Annotated in this window: 7 protein-coding genes; all 7 read right to left on the bottom strand. The window is 65.6% G+C overall.

Features of this window, described 5'->3' with window-relative positions:
* Window position 1: 1 nt before the first annotated feature.
* The 7 genes from treY to BMW76_RS27985 all read right to left on the bottom strand — a co-directional run bounded on the left by treY (window position 2) and on the right by BMW76_RS27985 (window position 19,388).
* A complete protein-coding gene (gene treY, locus BMW76_RS27955; protein ID WP_090871150.1) occupies window positions 2-2,896 on the bottom strand; it encodes a malto-oligosyltrehalose synthase in 2,895 nt (964 codons plus the stop codon).
* Window positions 2,893-5,049: a 4-alpha-glucanotransferase gene (malQ, locus tag BMW76_RS27960; protein ID WP_177200522.1), complete on the bottom strand. Its 2,157-nt coding sequence runs from the start codon at window positions 5,047-5,049 to the stop codon at window positions 2,893-2,895. The genes treY and malQ overlap by 4 nt, the downstream gene beginning before the upstream one ends.
* Window positions 5,050-5,078: 29 nt before the next feature.
* Window positions 5,079-7,040 carry a malto-oligosyltrehalose trehalohydrolase gene (gene treZ, locus BMW76_RS27965; RefSeq protein ID WP_090871228.1) on the bottom strand — a complete coding sequence of 654 codons (1,962 nt, stop codon included), beginning with the start codon at window positions 7,038-7,040 and terminating at the stop codon, window positions 5,079-5,081.
* Window positions 7,041-7,156: 116 nt separating this feature from the next.
* Window positions 7,157-9,370, bottom strand: coding sequence for a glycogen debranching protein GlgX (gene glgX / locus BMW76_RS27970; protein WP_090871154.1), 2,214 nt, complete (start codon window positions 9,368-9,370; stop codon window positions 7,157-7,159).
* Between the two features lie 905 nt (window positions 9,371-10,275).
* Window positions 10,276-12,501, bottom strand: coding sequence for a 1,4-alpha-glucan branching protein GlgB (gene glgB, locus BMW76_RS27975; protein WP_090871155.1), 2,226 nt, complete (start codon window positions 12,499-12,501; stop codon window positions 10,276-10,278).
* A complete protein-coding gene (gene treS / locus BMW76_RS27980) occupies window positions 12,494-15,949 on the bottom strand; it encodes a maltose alpha-D-glucosyltransferase (RefSeq protein ID WP_090871157.1) in 3,456 nt (1,151 codons plus the stop codon). Before treS ends, glgB begins: the two co-directional genes overlap by 8 nt.
* Window positions 15,939-19,388 (bottom strand): maltotransferase domain-containing protein, encoded by a 3,450-nt coding sequence (locus BMW76_RS27985; protein ID WP_090871158.1) that lies wholly within the window; start codon window positions 19,386-19,388, stop codon window positions 15,939-15,941. The genes treS and BMW76_RS27985 overlap by 11 nt, the downstream gene beginning before the upstream one ends.
* Window positions 19,389-19,505 lie beyond the last annotated feature (117 nt).

Genomic DNA, 19,505 nt, shown 5'->3' on the forward strand with positions numbered 1-19,505 from the left:
CTCACACACGCGGCACCCCATCCTCGACGAGCACGGCAACGGGCATCGTCGTCAGCGCATCGCGCAGATAGAGCAGCCCCGTGTCCTCCACCTTCGGCGCGGCCGGGCTCACCCAGTCGAACAGCGCGCGCGCAAAGAGTTCTTCGGGCATCTGCGCTGCCGTGTCCTCCCAACTGATCGGATCGACGAGCGGCACGTCGTTGTCTGCGTCGAGCAGCGCGGTCGACAGACGCGTAGCGATCACCACTGCCCAGCAGTTGCCGTGACGCCGCGCGAACGCGATCACGCGGTCCGCATGCCGACCTTGCACCGTCAGCGGCAGATAGGTGCCCTTGCTGAGCAGCTCCGGTATCTGCATGCGCAACGCGAGCATGCGCTGGATGATGGCGAGCTTCACGCGGCCATCGCGCCAGTTCGCGAGATAGGCGGAGGGCGGCGCATCCGCCAGCATCGCTTGCCGTTGCGCGAAATCGACGGGCCGGCGGTTGTCGGGATCGACGAGACTGAAGTCCCATAGCTCCGTGCCCTGATAGAGATCGGGCACGCCCGGCGACGCAAGACGCAGCACCGTCTGCTGCAAGCTGTTCACGACACCCGCGCGGCCGATACGCGCAACGAACGCACACAGCTCGCGCAGAAAGCCATCGCGGCGCTGCGGCGCGAGGATGTCGAACAGGAACTCGCGGCAGCCGTTCTCGAACGCTTCATCGGGCGCGAGCCATGTCGTGCGCAACTTCGCTTCGCGCAGCGCCTTCAGTTGCCATTGCGCGACGCGTTCGGCGAGCGCCTTGATGCCCTTGTCGTCGTCGGGTGACAAGCCAGGCGGCCAGCAGCCGACCAGCGTCTGATACAGCATCGCCTCGGCGGCGGGACCGGGCGCCCAGTCGTCGTCATTGCCGTTCAGCGCGCGACGATGCGGCGTGTTCAGCGTCGTCCACGCGCGCAGCGTCGCGATCCACTCGTCCGCGATTTCGCTCACCACGGCGAGCCGCGCGCGCATGTCCTCACCGCGCTTGTGATCGTGCGTGGCCGTCGCGAGCATCGCATGAGGAAAGCGCCGCGCGCGCTCCTGATTGCCCGCATGAAACTGCTCGATCGACAGCGCGAACTCGCCCGGATCGGCGCCCACCTCGCAGCGCGACAGCAGACGACCATAGCGATAGCAGGCGGTATCTTCGATCGCCTTCGCGGCGACGGGCGCCGTCAGTTGCGAGAACAGCGTCTGCACCGTGCGGCGCGCCGACGCCGTGTGATTGAACGCACCAGGATTGCTCTGCTGCGCTTGCTGCGCTTGCTGCGCTTGCTGCGCTTGCGAGGACTGCTGCGACTGTGCAGACTGCGACTGCTGCAGCGAAGTCGAACGTCCGTTGCCGCTCTCGTCCGTGCCGCTGCCGAGCCACGCATCGACCTGCGCCAGCACGCCATGATCGGCGCGCGACAGCGTTTGCTTCGCGGCGTCGAGCGCGATGTCGAAGTATGCGTTGTCGGCGCTGCTGCGCAAGCCGTTTTGCGGATAGATGCGATACACGGGGAAGTGCGCCGCGAGTTCGTTCGTCACGCGGCGAATCGCGGTGTACGTGAAGTCGCGTGTGGCGAGGTTGTCGCGTGCAATCCGATGCAGCGCGCGCGCCGCGCGGTCCAGTTCGGCGGGCAGATTTTCGGCGAGTATCTGGCGGCGCGCGGGCAGCGCTTCGTCGGCGAAGTTCGCGGGGCGGCCGCTCAGTTCGGCCCACGCGTTCGCGAGCGGCGCGGCGCCCGCCGGATCGTGCAGCAGCGCGCCGACGTCGTTCATGAAGTCATAGCCCGTCGTGCCGTCGACGGGCCAGTCGTCGCGCAGCGTCTCGCCGCGTCCGAGAATCTTTTCGACGACGATATACGGCGTCGTGCCCTCGCGCAGCTCCGAGAGCCGCTGGCGCAGACGCTGCGTGTATTCGCGCGGCTCGGCGAGCCCATCGACATGGTCGACGCGCACGCCGTCGATCACGCCTTCCGCATACAGCCGGAAGATCAGCGCGTGCACGGCGTCGAATACTTCGGGGCGCTCGACGCGCACGGCCGCGAGCGAGCTGATATCGAAGAAGCGCCGCCAGTTCACTTCGTCCGATGCCGTGCGCCACCATGCGAGCCGGAAATGCTGCCGCTCGATCAGCCGGTGCAGTCGGTCGCGCGTGACGGGCTCGTGCGGCGAATATGTTTCGAGCACGAACTCGATCGCCGACGCGCCGTTCTGCCGCACGAACTCGACGAGCGCTTCGCGGCCTTCGATGGCGCGAGGCTGATCGGCGGGCTGCGTCGTCACGGGAGCGAAGCGCTCGGCGAGCGCGCTCAGATCGGCGCGATCCGCGGACTGCAAAATCGCCGCGTAATCGACGGGACACACGGGGCACGCGTGCTCGCCGTACGCGATATCGAAGCGGCCGCTATCAGCATCGAAGCGCAGTGCGATGCGCCCTGCCGTCAGCTCTTCGCCGTAAGCCGAGCCGAGCACGGGCATCAGCACCTTGCCGCGCAGCGCGGGATCGGGCGAGTGCCAGTCGACGTCGAAGTAGCGCGCATGGGCGCTGTGCCGGCCCCATTCGAGGATGTCCTGCCACCACGCGTTGTGCCGGCTCACGCCCATGTGGTTCGGCACGATGTCGACGATCAGGCCCATGCCGCGTTCGTGCAGCTTGTCGGCAAGGCGCCGCAGGCCGTTTTCGCCGCCGCATTCGGCGCTGACCTGGCCGTAGTCGACGGTGTCGTAGCCGTGCATCGAGCCGGGCGTCGCCGTCGTGACGGGCGATGCGTACAAGTGGCTCACGCCGAGCGTGGCGAAGTAGTCGACGCGCGCGAGCGCATCGTCGAATGTGAAGCCGCGATGGAACTGAAGTCGAAGCGTGGCGCGCGGGACAGTCATGGCGTATCGGACAACGAAGATGCTGAGGTTGGATCGGTGCGTGCCCGCTCGATCGCGAGCAGGCGGTCGCAAAACGTTTCGTCGGCGAAGAGCGCTTCGACGGGCTGCATTACGCGGCGGCGCCAGTTCGGATGCTCGTCGATCGAGCCGGGCAGATTCGGCTGATCCGCAAGACCGAGCAGGTCTTCGAGCGGATACGTGACGAGCGGCGACGGCGTCACGGCGACGAACGCGAGCGCTTCGTCGACGGGCGCATCGTCGGGCGGCGGCGCAGCGACATCATGCGGCGCGATGCCCGCCTGCTGGAACGCCTGCCACAACGCGGCGCGGTCGTCGGCGCGTTCCGCCTGCGCGAGCGCGACCGGGTCGCGGCCATCGGCGCGCGGCGCCGTCTGCCCGACGCGATGGCGCCACACGATGTCTTCGCCGCGCCACCAGCCGGTAATAGTCGGCAGATCGTGCGTGGTCGTCGTCGCGACGGCATCGCGGTCCCACTCGGCGGGCGACTTGAAGCCGCTGCCATCCTTCGTGCGCTCGAACCACAGCACGCGGATGCCCGCGAGCCCGTGCTCCGTCAGACGCTCGCGCAATCCGGGCGGCACGGTGCCCAGGTCCTCGCCGATCACGATCGCGCGATGCCGCCACGATTCGAGTGCGATCAGCCGCAGCATGTCTTCGAGCGGATAGCGCAGATACGCGCCGTTCTTCGCGGACTCGCCTTCGGGCACGAGCCACAGCCGCCGCAAGCCGAGGATGTGATCGATGCGGATGCCGCCCGCGTAAGCGAGCGCGGTGCGCAGCATGTCGATGAACGCCGAGAAGCCCTGGTTGCGCATCGCGCGCGGCGAGAACGTAGTGAGTCCCCACGCCTGGCCCGCCTGGTTGAACAGATCGGGCGGCGCGCCGACGGAGACGCCTTGCAACATGTCGTCGCGATACGACCATGCGTGAGAGCCCGCGCTGTCGCAGCCGACGGCGAGATCAGCGATCAGTCCGACGGACATGCCCGCGTCGCGCGCCGCGTGTTGCGCGTGCGACAGGCCCTTCGCAGCGAGCCATTGCAGGAACAGATGGAACTCGACTTCATGCCGATGCTCGTTCGCGAACGCCTCGACTTCGGGGCTGCGCGGGTCCTGCAGCGGCTCGGCCCATTTGCGCCAGTAGCCAACGCCTGTGTGCTGCAACTGAAACGCATGCAACGCTTCGAAGCGCGCGTGGTCTTCGAGCGCGCGGCCGCCGCGCTCGCAGAAGCCGTGAAATTCAAGCGCGCGCGGCAGGTCCTGCGCGCGGTCATTTGCGCAGAAGCGCTCGAACAGCACGCGCAACACCTTGAGCTTCAACGGGATCGCCGTCTTCCAGTCGATTAGCGGCAGCGGTTCGAGTTGCGTCCAGGCGTCGGCGGCACCTGCTGCATCGAGCGCGGCTTGCGCGGCCTGCGCGCCGAACACGGCGGCGGGATCGATATGCGTGACGTTCAGCCACAGACGCGACGACGGCGAATACGGACTGAAGCTTTGCGGCAGCGCGCTGAACATCGCGTGTGTCGGGCTGATCGCGAGCGCATGCGCGCCGCGTTTCGCGCTTTCGATCGCCAGCGTCGCGAGGGCCGTGTAGTCGCCGATGCCGCCGTCGCCGATCCGGCGCAAGCCGTAGATCTGCGCGGCGATGCCCCACAGCGGCGGCGGGTTGGCGTCGTCGCCGTGCATTGCGTGCCACGCATCGGCGACGGTGTAGCAGCGCGCGGGCGCGACCGCGAGCGTCATCCGGTGATCGTTGAGCACGAGCGTGTGATAGCCGGGCTCGTCGATTGGCGAGAGCAGCGCCGATTCGCCCTTGGGCGCCGTGAAGCGGCCGTCGATCAGCGAGCCGCTTTCCAGTTCGATCCGGTAGTGGCTGCCCGACTTGATCGCGGCGGCGGGCAACGCGATGCCGCGTCCGCATTCGACCGTCATCAGCGGCGGCAGCTTGCGGCCGGACAGTTCGGCTTCGAGCGCGGCCGTGCTCTGGCGGACCTGGGTAGCGGTTGCGCACGGCAGGCCCATCCGCTCGAGCAGCGCGGCGAGCGTGCTGTCGGGCACGCGCTGTTTCCTGCGATGCGCGTCTTCCCATTCGACCTCGAAGCCTGCACGCGCGGCGAGGCTGTCGACGGGCATACCGGGGCGTCGGGTAGTGGTCAAGCGTGTCACTCCTGTGTCGACCAGAGTTGGCGCTTTAGCGCCTCACTCTGGTCCCATGCCGCGTAGCTGGCGTCGGCGTTCTTGCGCGCGTCGTGACCGACCGCGTACTCGCTGACGTTTCCCGTCAGCCACGCAACGAACGCATTCGACGGCAGCTCGCCCGCATCGACGCGATCGCGCACGCGCGGCGGCGTCTCGAAGATCACCATGCCCTCGGGCTGTGTTTCGAGCCGCACCGCTTCGTTGGCGAGATTCAATGCGACCGACAGCGTCTCGCCGTCATCGAGCGTCCAGCGCGCAACGAGCGCGTTCGCATCGTGTCCGTCGTTCGCCTTCAGCACGGCCGCGCCGAGCGGCTTCGCGCGCTGCAGGCGCGGCGCGATCAGCTTCGCGCGCACGGCCAGCGCCGACTTGTAGAAGTGCATCCATTCGAACGCTTCCTTGTCGTCGGGCGTCTCGTTGCGGCGCGTGGCGGGCGGCGACGACTTCGCGAACGTCTGCGGATCGTTCGGATCGGGGATCAGCGCGCGGCGCTTTTCGTCGGCGAACGCCGTGAAGCGCGCGAATTCCTTACGGCGTCCTTCGCGCACCGCGTTCGCGAGATCGCCCGTGTAGTCGGTGAAGAACAGGAACGGCTGCTTCGAGCCGTACTCTTCGTCCATGAACAGCAGCGGAATTTGCGGCGACAGCAGCAGCAGACCCGTCGCGGCGAGCAGCACGTCGTCGGCGCACAGCGCGCGCAGACGCTCGCCCATCGCGCGATTGCCGATCTGATCGTGGTTCTGCAGGAACATCACGAACGACGTGGGCGGCAGATGGCCGCTCGGCTGGCCGCGCGCCTTGCCGTGATGAATCGGCGAAGGATCGCCCTGATAGCCGAAGCCGCTGCCGAGTATCCGCGCGAGCTTGTGGATCGGCTGATCGGCGTAAGCGGCGTAATAGCCTTCGTGTTCGCCCGTCAGCAGCACGTGCAGCGTGTTGTGCGCGTCGTCGTTCCATTGCGCGGTGAAGTGCGTGTCGAGCAGGTTCGCCGTATTGCGCTCGTTTTCGAGCACGAGATGCACGTGACGCCCGTGCTGCATATGCGCGCGCACGTGATCGGCGAAACCGCGCAGCCACGCGTCGTTGTCGATCGCATGCACGGCGTCGAGGCGCAGGCCGTCGATCCGATATTCGTTGAGCCAGTAGAGCGCGTTATCGCTGAAGAACTCGCTCACTTCGCTGCGCTCGAAGTCGATCGCGGGGCCCCACGGCGTGTGCGTGCCTTCGCGGAAGAAGGGCTTCGCATACTGCTGCAAATAATTGCCGTCCGGCCCGAAGTGGTTGTAGACCACGTCGAGGAAGACGGCGAGGCCGAGTCCGTGCGCGGCGTCGATCAGCGCCTTCAGATCGTCGGGGCGGCCATACGCGGAATCGGGCGCATACGGCAGCACGCCGTCGTAGCCCCAGTTGCGCTGGCCCGGAAAGTCGTTGAGCGGCATCAGCTCGATTGCGGTGACGCCGAGCGCGGCAATCTCGGGCAGCCGCTTCATCACGCCCGCGTAGCCGCCCAGCGTGCCGACGTGCAACTCATACAGCACCGTTTCTTCCCACGGGCGCCCGCTCCAGTGCGTGTGCTGCCAGTGGTAGGCGCGCGGGTCGATCACTTCGCTCGGGCCGTGCACGTCCTGCGGCTGGAAGCGCGACGCGGGGTCGGGCACCAGCAGCGCGCCGTCGAGCTTGTAGCGATAGAGCGTGCCCGCGCCGCATTCTGCTTCCGTCTCGAACCAGCCGTTGCCTGTCGCGTTCATGTCGAGCGGGCCCTTCGCGGGGCCGCTTTCGATCATCACCTGCACGTTCGCGCACGACGGCGCCCACAGCCTGAAGCGCGTGCGCGGTTTCGCGCTCGCCGCACCGAGCAGCTGCGCGCCGAACGGCAGGCAGTGCGCGTGATGATGCGCGTGAGGGTCGATCGGACGTTCATGCATGATTGTCACCATTCATCGGCGTGCTCATCGATGAGCGCATTCGTGTGCTCATTGACGGGCCCGTTCGCGTGTTCATTCGTGCGTTCGTGCATTCGTGCGTGCGTTCATTCGTGCCTTCATTCGGATGGCTCGGGGTCCGGCATCGACGTGCCGGGGTCCGGCGGCAACGCGGTCAACAGACGCGGACCGTATTGCGCGCCCGCGCGCCAGCTCGCCTGCCAGTCCGCGTCGCCCGTTGGCTGCGCCGCGAGCACGACCATGCTGTGCGCCGCGACTTCCAGATCGGGCGCCGCGAGGGGAGCGGGCGGCGCTTGCGGGTCAGATGTATCGATGAGCACGTGCCATTCCAGGTGCGGCGGAGGCGGCGTGAAGCGCACGGCCGCCGCCGACGCGTTCAACATCATCAACAATACTTCCGTTTCTTCGTTCAGGCCCGGGCCCGCGCGCCGCAGCGTAAACGCGCGGCCTTCGGGGTCCTGCCATGCTTCGATCGTGAGCGCTTCGCCCTGTTCGTCGAACCAGCCGACGTCGTAAAGGCCGGGCAGCACTTCGCGATCGCCGAACAGAAAGCGGTTTTCGCGCAACAGCGGGTGCTGCTTGCGCAACGCGATCATGCGCGCAAAGAACGCGGTCATTTTGCGCCCGTGCGGAAGCGCTGCGCGTTCCCAGTCCATCCACGAAATTTCGTTGTCCTGGCAGTACGCGTTGTTGTTGCCGCGCTGGGTGCGGCCCATTTCGTCGCCGGCGAGCATCATCGGCGTGCCGAGCGCGATGAAGAGCGTCGCGATCAGCGAGCGCGCGACGCGTTCGCGCGTTTCGGCGATGGCGGGATCGTCGGTCGGGCCCTCGATGCCCCAGTTCGAGCTGCAGTTTTCGTTGTGGCCGTCGTTGTTGTGCTCGCCGTTCATCTCGTTGTGCTTTTGCGTGTACGAGACGAGATCGGCGAGCGTGTAGCCGTCGTGCGATGCGACGAAGTTGATCGATGCCGTCGGCTTGCGAAAGCGCCGGTTGAAGAGATCCGCGGAGCCCGTCAGACGTGCGGCGAGATCCGGCCGCATGCCGGCGTCGCCGCGCCAGAAGCGGCGCACGGAATCGCGGAAACGGTCGTTCCATTCGGCGAAGCCGGGCGGATGATTGCCGAGCTGATAGCCGCCGGGGCCGATGTCCCATGGCTCGGAAATCAGCTTGCGCTGCGACAGGATGGGGTCCTGGCGCAACGCGTCGAAGAAGCCCGAGCCGGGATCGAAACCCGAGTGCTCGCGTCCGAGCGTGACGCCGAGATCGAAACGGAAGCCGTCGATATTGAAGGCTGTCGACCAGTAGCGCAGCGAGTCCATCACCATTTGCAGCACGCGCGGATGAGGCAGGTTGAGCGTGTTGCCGCAGCCCGTGTCGTTGATGTGATGCCGTTCGTCGCCGGGTATGAGGCGATAGTAGCTGGCATTGTCGAGTCCGCGCCACGACACCGTGGGGCCCATTTCATTGCCTTCGCACGTGTGGTTGTAGACGACGTCGAGTATCACCTCGATTCCTGCCGCGTGCAGTTGACGGACGGCGATGCGCATTTCGTCGAGCCGGTGCGCGGACAGATACGACGGCTCCGGCGCGAAGAATGCAGCTGTGTTGTAGCCCCAGTAATTGCGCAGTCCGCGTTCGACGAGAAAGCGGTCGTTGAGAAACGCGTGGACGGGCAGCAGTTCGACGGCGGTGACGCCGAGCTTGAGCAAGTGCTCGATGAATTCCGGCGACGCGAGCGCGGCGAAGCTGCCGCGCTCGGGCGCGCGCAGGTCCTTGCGCAGCATCGATGCGCCGCGCACGTGCGTTTCGTAGATGACGGTTTCGTTCCACGGCACGTTGGGGCGTTTGTCGTGGGACCAGTCGAACGCTTCGTCGACGACGACGCACTTCGGCATGGCGGGCGCCGAGTCTCGCCGGTCGATCGACAGGTCCATTCTGTTCGAGTGAACGCGATAGCTGAAGAGTGCATCCGACCATCTGAACTGACCGATGAGCTTTCTCGCGTACGGGTCGAGCAGCAGTTTGTGCGGATTGAAGCGATGGCCGTTTTGCGGCTGATAGGCGCCGTGGGCCCGGAACGCGTAGACGGTGCCTGGGTGCGCGTGGGGCAGATAGCCGTGCCATATCTCGTCGGTGCATTCGGGTAGTGCGTAGCGTTTGAGTTCCTTTCGGCCTGTCGGCTCGAACAGGCACAGCTCGATTCGTTGCGCGTTCGCGGAGAAGACCGCGAAGTTCACGCCCAAGCCGTCCCAGCTCGAACCCAGGGGGTATGGGTTGCCCGGCAACAGTCGGTCTGGTAGTACATGGGACATGGTTTTCCTTTTTTTATCTGCGACTGCTGTGCTGTTTTGCCCTTATCGCGGGCATCCGCGATGCGGTTTGTGTCTGCGACTGCTTTGTTTGGTATTTATGGCTTGCTGCCGGCATCCGCGTATGCGTTCGTTTGGCTTGCCCTTATCGCGGGCATCCGCGATGCGCCTCGCGGCGCAGGCGTTGCCCCTGTGCGGGGCGGCACCTACTTTTCTTTGCAGCGGCAAAGAAAAGTAGGCAAAAGAAAGCCGCTCACACCGCCAGTGCTTGACCTCTACCCACGGGCCCTCAACGTCCCCGTATTTCGCTCGGCAACGTACTGGGTCCATGTGCGTTGCCAACGCACTATCAAGCGCCTCACCTGCATCTGCACCCGAATTACGGCCCGCGACTTCGAATATCCCCGGCCCCTTTGCGGCAAACTGTGTGTAGGCACTCGCACCACATTGGAAACCCTCGCTACGCGATGCGGCTCAAGTGCGGGCGTTGCCCTGCACGGCACAGCAACCTCATTCACTACCGACATGCGGCGCTGAAGCATTCGATATCCTTAGCCGTGCCACAGGTGCGTGAAGCGGGTGAGGCGTTTAGCTGGAGTGTTGGCAACGAACATCAGCGAGCACACTGTCGTATGAAGGATGGGGCCGTTGAAAGCCCGTGGGTAAACGTCAAGCACTGGCGGTGTGAGCCCGCTTTCTTTGCTTACTTTCTTTGCGGCGGCAAAGAAAGTGAGTGCCGCCCCGCACAGGGGCAACGCCCGCGCCGCGAGGCGCATCGCGGATGCCCGCGAAGGGCAAAGCAAACGAACGCATCGCGGATGCCCGCGAAGGGCAAAGCGCACCAAAGCGAAACAGCGGTCGCAGACAAACGAACCTCAAAACCAAACCAACAGCCTCGCAGAGAAAAATCAATCTGCTCTCAGTACTACAGTCCCCAACGGCGGCAAGACCAACGAAGCCGACTGCGGCCGCCCATGCGCCGCCACCTCTTCCGTATAGATCACACCGGCATTCCCCACATTCGACCCGCCATAAACACCCGCATCCGTATTCACGACTTCGACCCAACGCCCCGGACGCGGCATGCCGACCCGGTATCCCTGCCGCGGCACCGGCGTGAAGTTGCAAACAGTGATGAGCTCGCGCCCCGCGCCGTCCACGCGCCGCCACGCAAACACGGAGTTCCCGGTGTCGTCGCCGACGATCCACTCGAACCCGCCAGGCTCCGAATCGAGCCGATGCAACGCAGGCTCCTCTCGATACAGCCGGTTCAGATCGCGCACCAGCCGCTGCACGCCGTGATGCAAGTCGTCATCGAGCAGATGCCAATGCGGCGAGCCGTCGTGATCGAACTCGGCCATCTGACCGAACTCGCCGCCCATGAACATCAGCTTCTTGCCCGGATGCGTCCACATGAATGCGAAGTACGCTCGCAGATTCGCAAACTTCTGCCAGCGGTCGCCGGGCATCTTGCCGAGCAGCGATCCCTTGCCGTGCACGACCTCGTCATGCGAGAGCGGCAGCACGAACTTCTCGGAGTACGCATACACCATCGCGAACGTCATGTTGTGGTGATGCCATCGGCGATGGATCGGGTCCTCGTGCATGTAGTGCAGCGTGTCGTGCATCCACCCCATGTTCCATTTGAACTGGAAGCCGAGTCCGCCGTCCTCCGTGCGCGCCGTCACGCCGGGCCAGGCCGTCGACTCCTCCGCAATCGTGATCGCGCCATGCACGTCCGGCATATGCTGCACTTCATGATTCAGCCGCTTCAGGAACGCAATCGATTCGAGGTTCTCGCGGCCGCCATAGATATTCGGCACCCATTCGTCCGCCGCACGCGAGTAGTCGCGATACAGCATCGACGCCACGGCATCGACGCGCAATCCGTCGACGTGATAACGCTTGAGCCACGCAAGCGCCGATGCAATCAGGAACGCGCTCACCTCGTTGCGTCCGAGGTTGTAGATCATCGTGTTCCAGTCCTGGTGATAGCCCTCGCGCGGATCGGCATGCTCGTAGAGCGGGGTGCCGTCGAACTGCACGAGCCCGTGTGAATCGTTCGGAAAGTGCGCGGGCACCCAGTCGAGTATCACGCCGAGCCCCGCTTCGTGCGCACGGTTCACGAAGCCCGCGAACTGCTCCGGCGTGCCGAAGCGCGCCGACGGCGCGAATTGCGACAACGGCTGATAACCCCACGATCCGCCGAACGGATGCTCGGCGATCGGCATGAACTCGATATGCGTGAAGCCCATCTCCTTCGCGTATGGAATCAGACGGTCCGCGAGCTCGGACCAGTCGAGCCCGCGATGCCCTTCCTCTGCGATACGCAGCCACGACTCGGCATGCACCTCGTAGATCGAGATAGCGGATTGCACCGTCTGCCTCGCCGCGCGCGTCTGCATCCAGTCGCCGTCCGTCCACGCAAAGCGCTCGACGTCATCGACATGCGCAACCACGGAAGCCGTCGCGGGCGGCTTCTCCGTCTGCATCGCGCAAGGGTCGGCCTTCAGCGGCAACGGGTGGCCGTCGCGCGTCAGCATCTCGTACTTGTAGCGCGTGCCCGCGCCGATGCGCGGCACGAACAGCTCCCACACGCCTGCCTGATGCCGCAGCCGCATCGGATGCCGGCGGCCGTCCCACGCATTGAAGTCGCCCACGACGGAGACGCGCCGCGCATTCGGCGCCCACACGGCGAAGCGCACGCCCGGCACGCCGTCCATCGTGTAAGGCCGCGAGCCGAGGCATTCGAGCACCGCATACGGATCGCCCCACGCGACGCGCTGCAACGGCTCGTCGCCGAGCACGGGGCCGAACGAATACGTGTCCTCGATTTCCTGAACGGGACCATGCCAGTCGATCCGCAAGCGATACGGCACTGCCTCGCTGACAGGACCTGCGAACAGGCCGCCCGGATGCAGTTGCTCCAGTTCGCCGAGCAGTCTGCCGTCGTCGCGCGCGATCACCGACACGTGCGCCGCGTTCGGCTGCATCGCGCGCACGACGTGGCCGGCGCTCGTGTGATGCATGCCGAGCTGCGAGAACGGATCGTGATGCCGCGCGTCGACGAGCGCATCCAGGTCCACGCGATGCAGACCGGCCGCTTCAAGCTGAACGTCGTGTTGCTCACTCATAGTCACCCTCCGATGCGGCGGGAGGCGTGGACGGGTCGTCGGGCGGCTGCGGCGGCGCGCCCGTGTCGCCGAGCAGACGGCTCGTCAGCGCCGCGAGCCCACGCACCGGCAAGCTGAGCCACGCAGGCCGGTTGGCTGCTTCATAGCGGATTTCGTAGGCTGCTTTCTCGATCAGGAACAGGTCGAGCAGCGCCTGTTCGTGCTCCGGCGCGACGAGCGGCTGCGACGCGGCTTGCGTCGCGGCACGATACTCGTCGAGGAATGTTTCGGCGGCGGCCTGGCGGAAACGGTCGAAGAGGGCGCGCTTGCGGTCGGCCGTGATTTGCGGCGCGGCTTCCGTCGACGACTGCGCAGCGGCGCTCGCATACGACAGCGAACGCAACAGGCCCGCCACGTCGCGCAACGGACTCGACTTCGCGCGGCGTTCTTCGAGTTCACGCGCGGGCTCGCCTTCGAAGTCGATCAGGAACGCGTCGCCTTGCGACACGAGCACCTGCCCCAGATGGAAGTCGCCGTGAATGCGCGTGCGCAGCGCGTGCGCGTCCGGCGTCACGAGGTTCGCGACGGCTTCGACCAGCTTGTCCTTGCGATCGAGAATGCTGCGTCCGAGCAGCGCGCCGTCTTCCGTCAGATGCTCGACGTTTTTTTCGAGCAGTTCGAGCGCGGCCGCGAGCATCGTCTGCGTGCCGTCGATCCACGCCTGCACGTGTTCCGCGTCGGCGGGCTCGGGCGCGAACGCGGCGTTGTCGGAGGGCGTCGCGAGCGCAACGTGCAGTTCGCCCAGCCGCTTGCCGATGATGCCCATATACGACGCGTAGCCTTTGATCGCCTCTTCCTCGTTCACGCGGTCCTGGCTCGCCTGATTCGGATCGCCGCTTTCGACGGCGAGCGCAAGCTCGTCGACGGAACGGCGCAGCGTGTCGAGCGCCCAGTTCCATGCATCGCCCTGATTGTCGACGAAGCCTTGCAGGATGCACAGCGTATGCGGCACGTCCTCGGGATCGATGCGCATGACTTCGCCGTAGAGCGGCGCGGTGTTCGCATAGCCGAGCTGCGTCAGATAGCGGCTCATCTCGGCTTCGGGATGCGTGCCCTTCAATAGACGCCGCACGAGCTTGAGCACGATCTTGTCGGCGATCACGAGCGAACTGTTGCTCTGCTCGGCCGCGAGCCAGCGGATTTCGGGCTGGTCGCCAAGATCGAGCTCCGCGAAACGGTCGGTCGGTACGAAGTGGATCGTGCTCTTCTGCACGGTCGGCACGGCGGCGCGCTCGCGCAGCTTGCGCAGCACGCCGTACGCGAATTGCGGCAGCGAGAACGCATCCGTCAGATGGCCGACCGTGCGGCCGCGCCGCACGCGCGCGAGCGCGAGCTGCATGAAGAGCGGCGTCGTCGTGTCGGCGCCCCAGGTGATCGCGATCGGCAGCACGTAACGCTCGGTGTGCTTGCCGACATCCGCTTCGATTTCGGTGAACGCAAAGCCCGCTTCCGGAATCGTCGTGAGCGCGGCGAGCCGCACGGCATGCATCTTCTGATCCTTCGATGCAAACCAGCGCCGCCGTCCGAGCCACGACGGCAGCACTTCCGATTCGAGCAGCCGCACGTTCTCGGGCGTCGGGCCCGTTTGCCCTTCGCGGATCACGATGGTCACGAAATCGGGCAGCGGTTCGGAGGGCGGCTGGCTCCATGTCGGGCGGCCTCCGCCTTCGCAAAGAAGGAACCACAGGAAGCCGTATGGCGGGAACGTCAGCAGATAGGTCAGCTGGCCGATCGCGGGGAACACGGAATCCGCCGTCATTTCGATCGGTACTGCGCCGTTGAATTCGGACAGATCCAGCTCGACTGCCTGCGGCGCGCGCGACAGATTCGCGACGCACAGAATGGGCGGCTCGCCGGGCAGTTCGCGCAAATACGCGAGGATCTTGCGGTTGCTCGGCTTCAGGAAGCGGATCGTGCCACGCCCGAACGTGTGCTTCGAGCGGCGCGTCGAGAGCATGCGGCGCGTCCAGTTGAGCAGCGAATGCGGATCGCGGCTCTGCGCCTCGACATTGACGGCATCGAACCCATACAACGCGCCCATCACGGGCGGCAGCACGAGCTGTTCGGGATCGGCGCGCGAGAAGCCGCCGTTTCTGTCGGACGACCATTGCATCGGCGTGCGCACGCCGTCGCGGTCGCCGAGGTGGATGTTGTCGCCCATGCCGAGCTCGTCGCCGTAATAGATGACGGGCGTGCCCGGCATCGACAGCAGCAGCGAGTTGATCAGTTCGATGCGGCGGCGGTCGCGCTCCATCAGCGGCGCGAGCCGGCGGCGAATGCCGAGGTTCAGCCGCGCGCGCCGGTCGCTCGCGTACGTGTTCCACAAGTAGTCGCGCTCGGAGTCCGTGACCATTTCGAGCGTGAGTTCATCGTGGTTGCGCAGGAAGATCGCCCACTGGTTCGTTTCGGCGAGATCCGGCGTCTGCTTCATGATGTCGGTGATCGGGAAGCGGTCCTCGCTCGCAATCGACATGTAGATGCGCGGCATCAGCGGGAAGTGGAACGCCATATGGCATTCGTCCTCGTTGCCGAAGTATTCCTGCACGTCCTCCGGCCACTGGTTCGCTTCGGCGAGCAGCATACGGTTCGGGTACTCGGCGTCGATGGTCGCGCGAATCTTCTTCAGGATCGCGTGTGTCTCCGGCAGATTCTCGTTGTTCGTGCCTTCGCGTTCGACGAGATACGGCACGGCGTCCAGCCTCAGACCGTCGATGCCCATGTCGAGCCAGAAGCGCATCACCTGCAGCACTTCGCGCATGACGGCGGGATTGTCGAAGTTCAGATCGGGCTGATGCGAATAGAAGCGATGCCAGTAGTACTGACCCGCGACGGGATCGTGCGTCCAGTTCGACGGCTCGGTGTCGATGAAGATGATGCGCGTCTCTTCGTACTTCTTGTCCGTGTCGGACCACACGTAGTAGTTGCGATGATTCGAGCCGGGCTTCGCTCGCCGCGCGCGCTGGAACCACGGGTGCTGATCCGACGTGTGGTTGATGACAAGCTCGGTGATCACGCGCAGCCCGCGCGCGTGCGCTTCCTGAATGAAGCGCTTGACGTCGCCGATCGAGCCGTAATCGGGATGCACGCTCCTGTAGTCGGCGATGTCGTAGCCGTCGTCGCGGCGCGGCGACGGATAGAACGGCAGCAGCCAGATCGCGCTCACGCCCAGTTCCGCGATGTAGTCGAGCTTCGCGATCAGGCCGGGGAAATCGCCGACGCCGTCGTTGTTCGCATCGAAGAACGACTTGATGTGCACCTGGTAAATGATCGCGTCCTTGTACCAGAGCGGATCGTCGGCGAGCATCGAGACCTTGCCGCGGCGCGCCTTGCGAGGCTTCTCGGGCACGGCGGCCGTCGTATCGGTGATATGCGCTTGCGACGTGCTTTCCGCGGGATCGTCACGTTTCATATCGCACCTGCAATTCGTTGATCAGGGTGTCGTTGGCGGTCGGTTCCGTTTCTTCGGGGACCGCCTCGCGCGGCAGGCCGCCCGCCGGCGCAATGCGCCAGATCGAGAAAGGCCGCAAGCCGGGATTGAGCCGCACGTGTTGCCATCTGCCATGCCATTGAAACCGCTCGCCCGTCATCTGGTCGATCACGTCGATGGCTGCGTGATCGTGCAGGCCCCAGCGGTTGAACGTCGCCCACGACAGTTCGATATCGGCGCCCTGTTCGTTGTACGGATCGAGATTGATCGCGACGACGATCACGTTGTCGCGCGCCTCGGTGGCCTTCTCGAAGAACAGGATGTGATCGTTGTGCGCGGGCAGGAACGTGAGATTCAGATGCGTATGCAGCGCCGGATTCGTGCGGCGGATACGGTTCAGTTCCGTGATCTCGCCGACGATATTGCCGGGCCGATTCCAGTCCCACACGCGGATCTGATACTTCTCCGAATCCAGATACTCTTCGCTGTTCGGCAGCGCTGCCGCTTCGCACAGTTCGAAGCCGCTATAGACGCCCCAGAGTCCCGAGAGCATCGTCGCGAGCGCGGCGCGGATCAAAAAGCCCGGACGTCCCTGCGCCTGCAAGTGGCGCGGGTTGATGTCCGGCGTGTTGACGAAGAAGTTCGGCCGGAAGAATTCGCGCAGATTGGTCTGCGTGAGCTCCGTCAGATACTCGGTGAAGTCGCGCTTCGACTCGCGCCACGTGAAGTACGTGTACGACTGCGAGAAGCCGAGCTTTGCAAGCCGCGCCATCACGCGCGGACGCGTGAACGCTTCCGACAGAAAGATCACATCGGGATGACGCGAGCGCACGTCGTTGATCATCCATTCCCAGAACGGGAACGGCTTCGTGTGCGGATTGTCGACGCGGAAAATGCGCACGCCCGCATCGATCCAGAAGAGGATCACGTCGCGCAGCGCGATCCACAAATCGGGCTTCGCGTCGCGCGCGTAGAAGTCCGGGTTCACGATGTCCTGATACTTCTTCGGCGGATTTTCCGCGTAACGCAGCGTGCCGTCGGGACGCCACGCGAACCATGTCGGATGCCGCTTCAGCCACGGGTGATCGGGCGAGCATTGAATCGCGAAATCGAGCGCGATTTCGAGGCCCTCGTCGTGTGCGGCGGCGAGCATCCGCTTGAAGTCGTCGAGCGTGCCGAGCTCCGGATGCACGGCATCGTGGCCGCCCGCTTCGCCGCCGATCGCATACGGGCTGCCGACGTCGTCGGCGTTCGCCGTCAGCGTGTTGTTGCGCCCCTTGCGATTGGCGAGGCCGATCGGATGGATCGGCGGAAAGTAGAGCACGTCGAAGCCCATGTCGCGGATGCGCGGCAGCTTCGCGATCACGTCGTCGAACGTGCCGTGACGATGCGCGTCGTCGCTCATCGAGCGCGGGAAGATCTCGTACCAGCTGCCAAAGCGCGCCTGGGCGCGTTCCGCGTCGATCCGATAGACGATGGGATCGCGCGACAGTCCCGGCCGGTGACGCGCGGCCGCGAACGCCTGCGTCGTCGTGGGCGCGAGCACGATCGCGAGCCGTTCGCCCGTGTCGGCCTTCATGAACTCTTTAGTGATCGCTTCGAGCTGCTGCGGCTGCGAGCCCTCGGCCGTTTCCGCTTCGGCCAATGCAAGCGCGAACAGATGTTTCGCCTCTTCGAGTTCGAGGTCGACGGGTTGATCGGCCTTCAGTTTCTTCTGCATGTGATCGACGAGCGACGCGAAGTCGTCGCGCCACGCGATCACCGTGAACTCGTGCCGCCCGATGCGTTCGAGCGGAATGCGCGCTTCCCAGATGTCGTTGCCGGCGGGCTGCGCGGGCGTCATCGGTACTTCGTGCCATGCCGTTTCGTCGGCGGCGCGCCAGATGACGGCGGCCGCGATCTTGTCGTGGCCTTCCGCGAACACGGCCGCCGTGACGGGCACGCGCTCGCCGACGATCCGCTTCGCCGGAAAGCGCCCATGATCGACGGCAGGCGACACGCTTTCGATCGCCACGCGCGACGTCGCGATCGCGTCCAGCACGCTCTTGTGCCCCGAGGTCTTGGTGTTCTCCTTGTCGATGGGCGGCGCGAGCAGAATGGGCTGTTCCGCGACTGCGCGAAAGAGGCGGCAGGCGCCCGGCGCGAGCGTGAACGAACCGAGCGGCTGCGGCGCGCTGCGCATCTCCGTGCCGAGCGACACGAAGCGCGTGAAGCTGCCCGGCACGCCATCGAGAAAGCGCGCGGGATCGACATGCACGGGCATGCCGAGCTCGGGATTGATCGCGATCAGCACGGCTTCGCCCGCGTCGCGCAGATCGCGCTGATCGCCGCGCAGCAGGATCGTCGCGTGCGTGTCGGGGCCCGACAGCGCGCGCAGCTCGCCGTTTGTCTGCAGCGCCCACGTGTCGCGGGAAACGGCGTTCGCGTGGCGCACGCGCTCGGAGAGATCGAAGCGCGCCGCGCCGCGCTTGCTCGCGTACTCGTTGGGGTTGCCGAGCGTGTGCGAGATCGGCTCGGCGATGCCGTACTCGAAGCCCATCGGCATCAGCCAGCCGGTGCCCGTCGATGCCGCCGTCAGCAGCGCGCGCCGGTACGCGCGCTCGACGATGGCCGAATCGTGCACGTGCGAGAGATCGGCGGCGAGCCGCGTGCCGTACGGCGCTTCGGGAAAGGCGACGGGCGAGCCGACGCGCATCAGCACCGCGTGCTCGTCGAAGAGCCACGGCGCGCGAAAGTCCCACCAGCGCGACGACGTGAACACGGCATCGAAGCCCACGCCTTCGAGCGCCGCGATGTCCGCGCGTGCGAGCCCGGGCGTGGCGGCGAGAAAGCGCGTCGACGGATGTTGCGACGAGCGCACGGCATGTTCGAGACGCCGCCACGCGAATGCGGGCACGCGATGCGGCGAATCGAAACGGAAGCCGCCGATGCCCGTTTCCGCGATCGCATCGAGCGTATGCGCCCACCAGTCGATCAGCGGCGCGGCGGCCTGCTCGTTGCTGAAGTTCGCATACGCGACGTTGTCTTCGTGGCGCGCATGACGCGGATCGAGCCGCGCTTCTTCCGGCTCGAACGGATGAAACCAGTCGCGATGCTGGTGGTAGAGCTGGCCGTCGGCGGCCGCGCGATCGATCACGAGATCGACGAGCAATGTCAGCCCATGCTGGCTCGCGGACTCGGCGAGACGGTGCAGCACGTCGGGCGCGGATTGAGCGGTGGCGAAAGCGGGATGCAGCCGCGCGTGATCGCTGACGATCTGTGCGTGCCCCGCCTGTCCCGGCTGAAACAGCCCGCCGATCAGCACATGATCGAAACCTAGCGCGGCGGCATGTTCGAACTGCGCGGGCCACGCATCCAGCCGTCCGACGAGGGGGGAATGAACAAAGTAGATCCGCGGCGCATAAGCGTGAGGAGCTTCCATCGGTCGTTTCCAGATTCGTCCTGCTTTGCGGCGTGGATGCACATTCGTACGATCACGACCGCCTATTAGGCTTCAGAGCCGGATGCCGCGCGATGCGTCCTGCGACGGCGCGTATTG

Origin of the sequence: Paraburkholderia diazotrophica, assembly GCF_900108945.1 — a bacterium.
Taxonomy (GTDB): domain Bacteria; phylum Pseudomonadota; class Gammaproteobacteria; order Burkholderiales; family Burkholderiaceae; genus Paraburkholderia; species Paraburkholderia diazotrophica.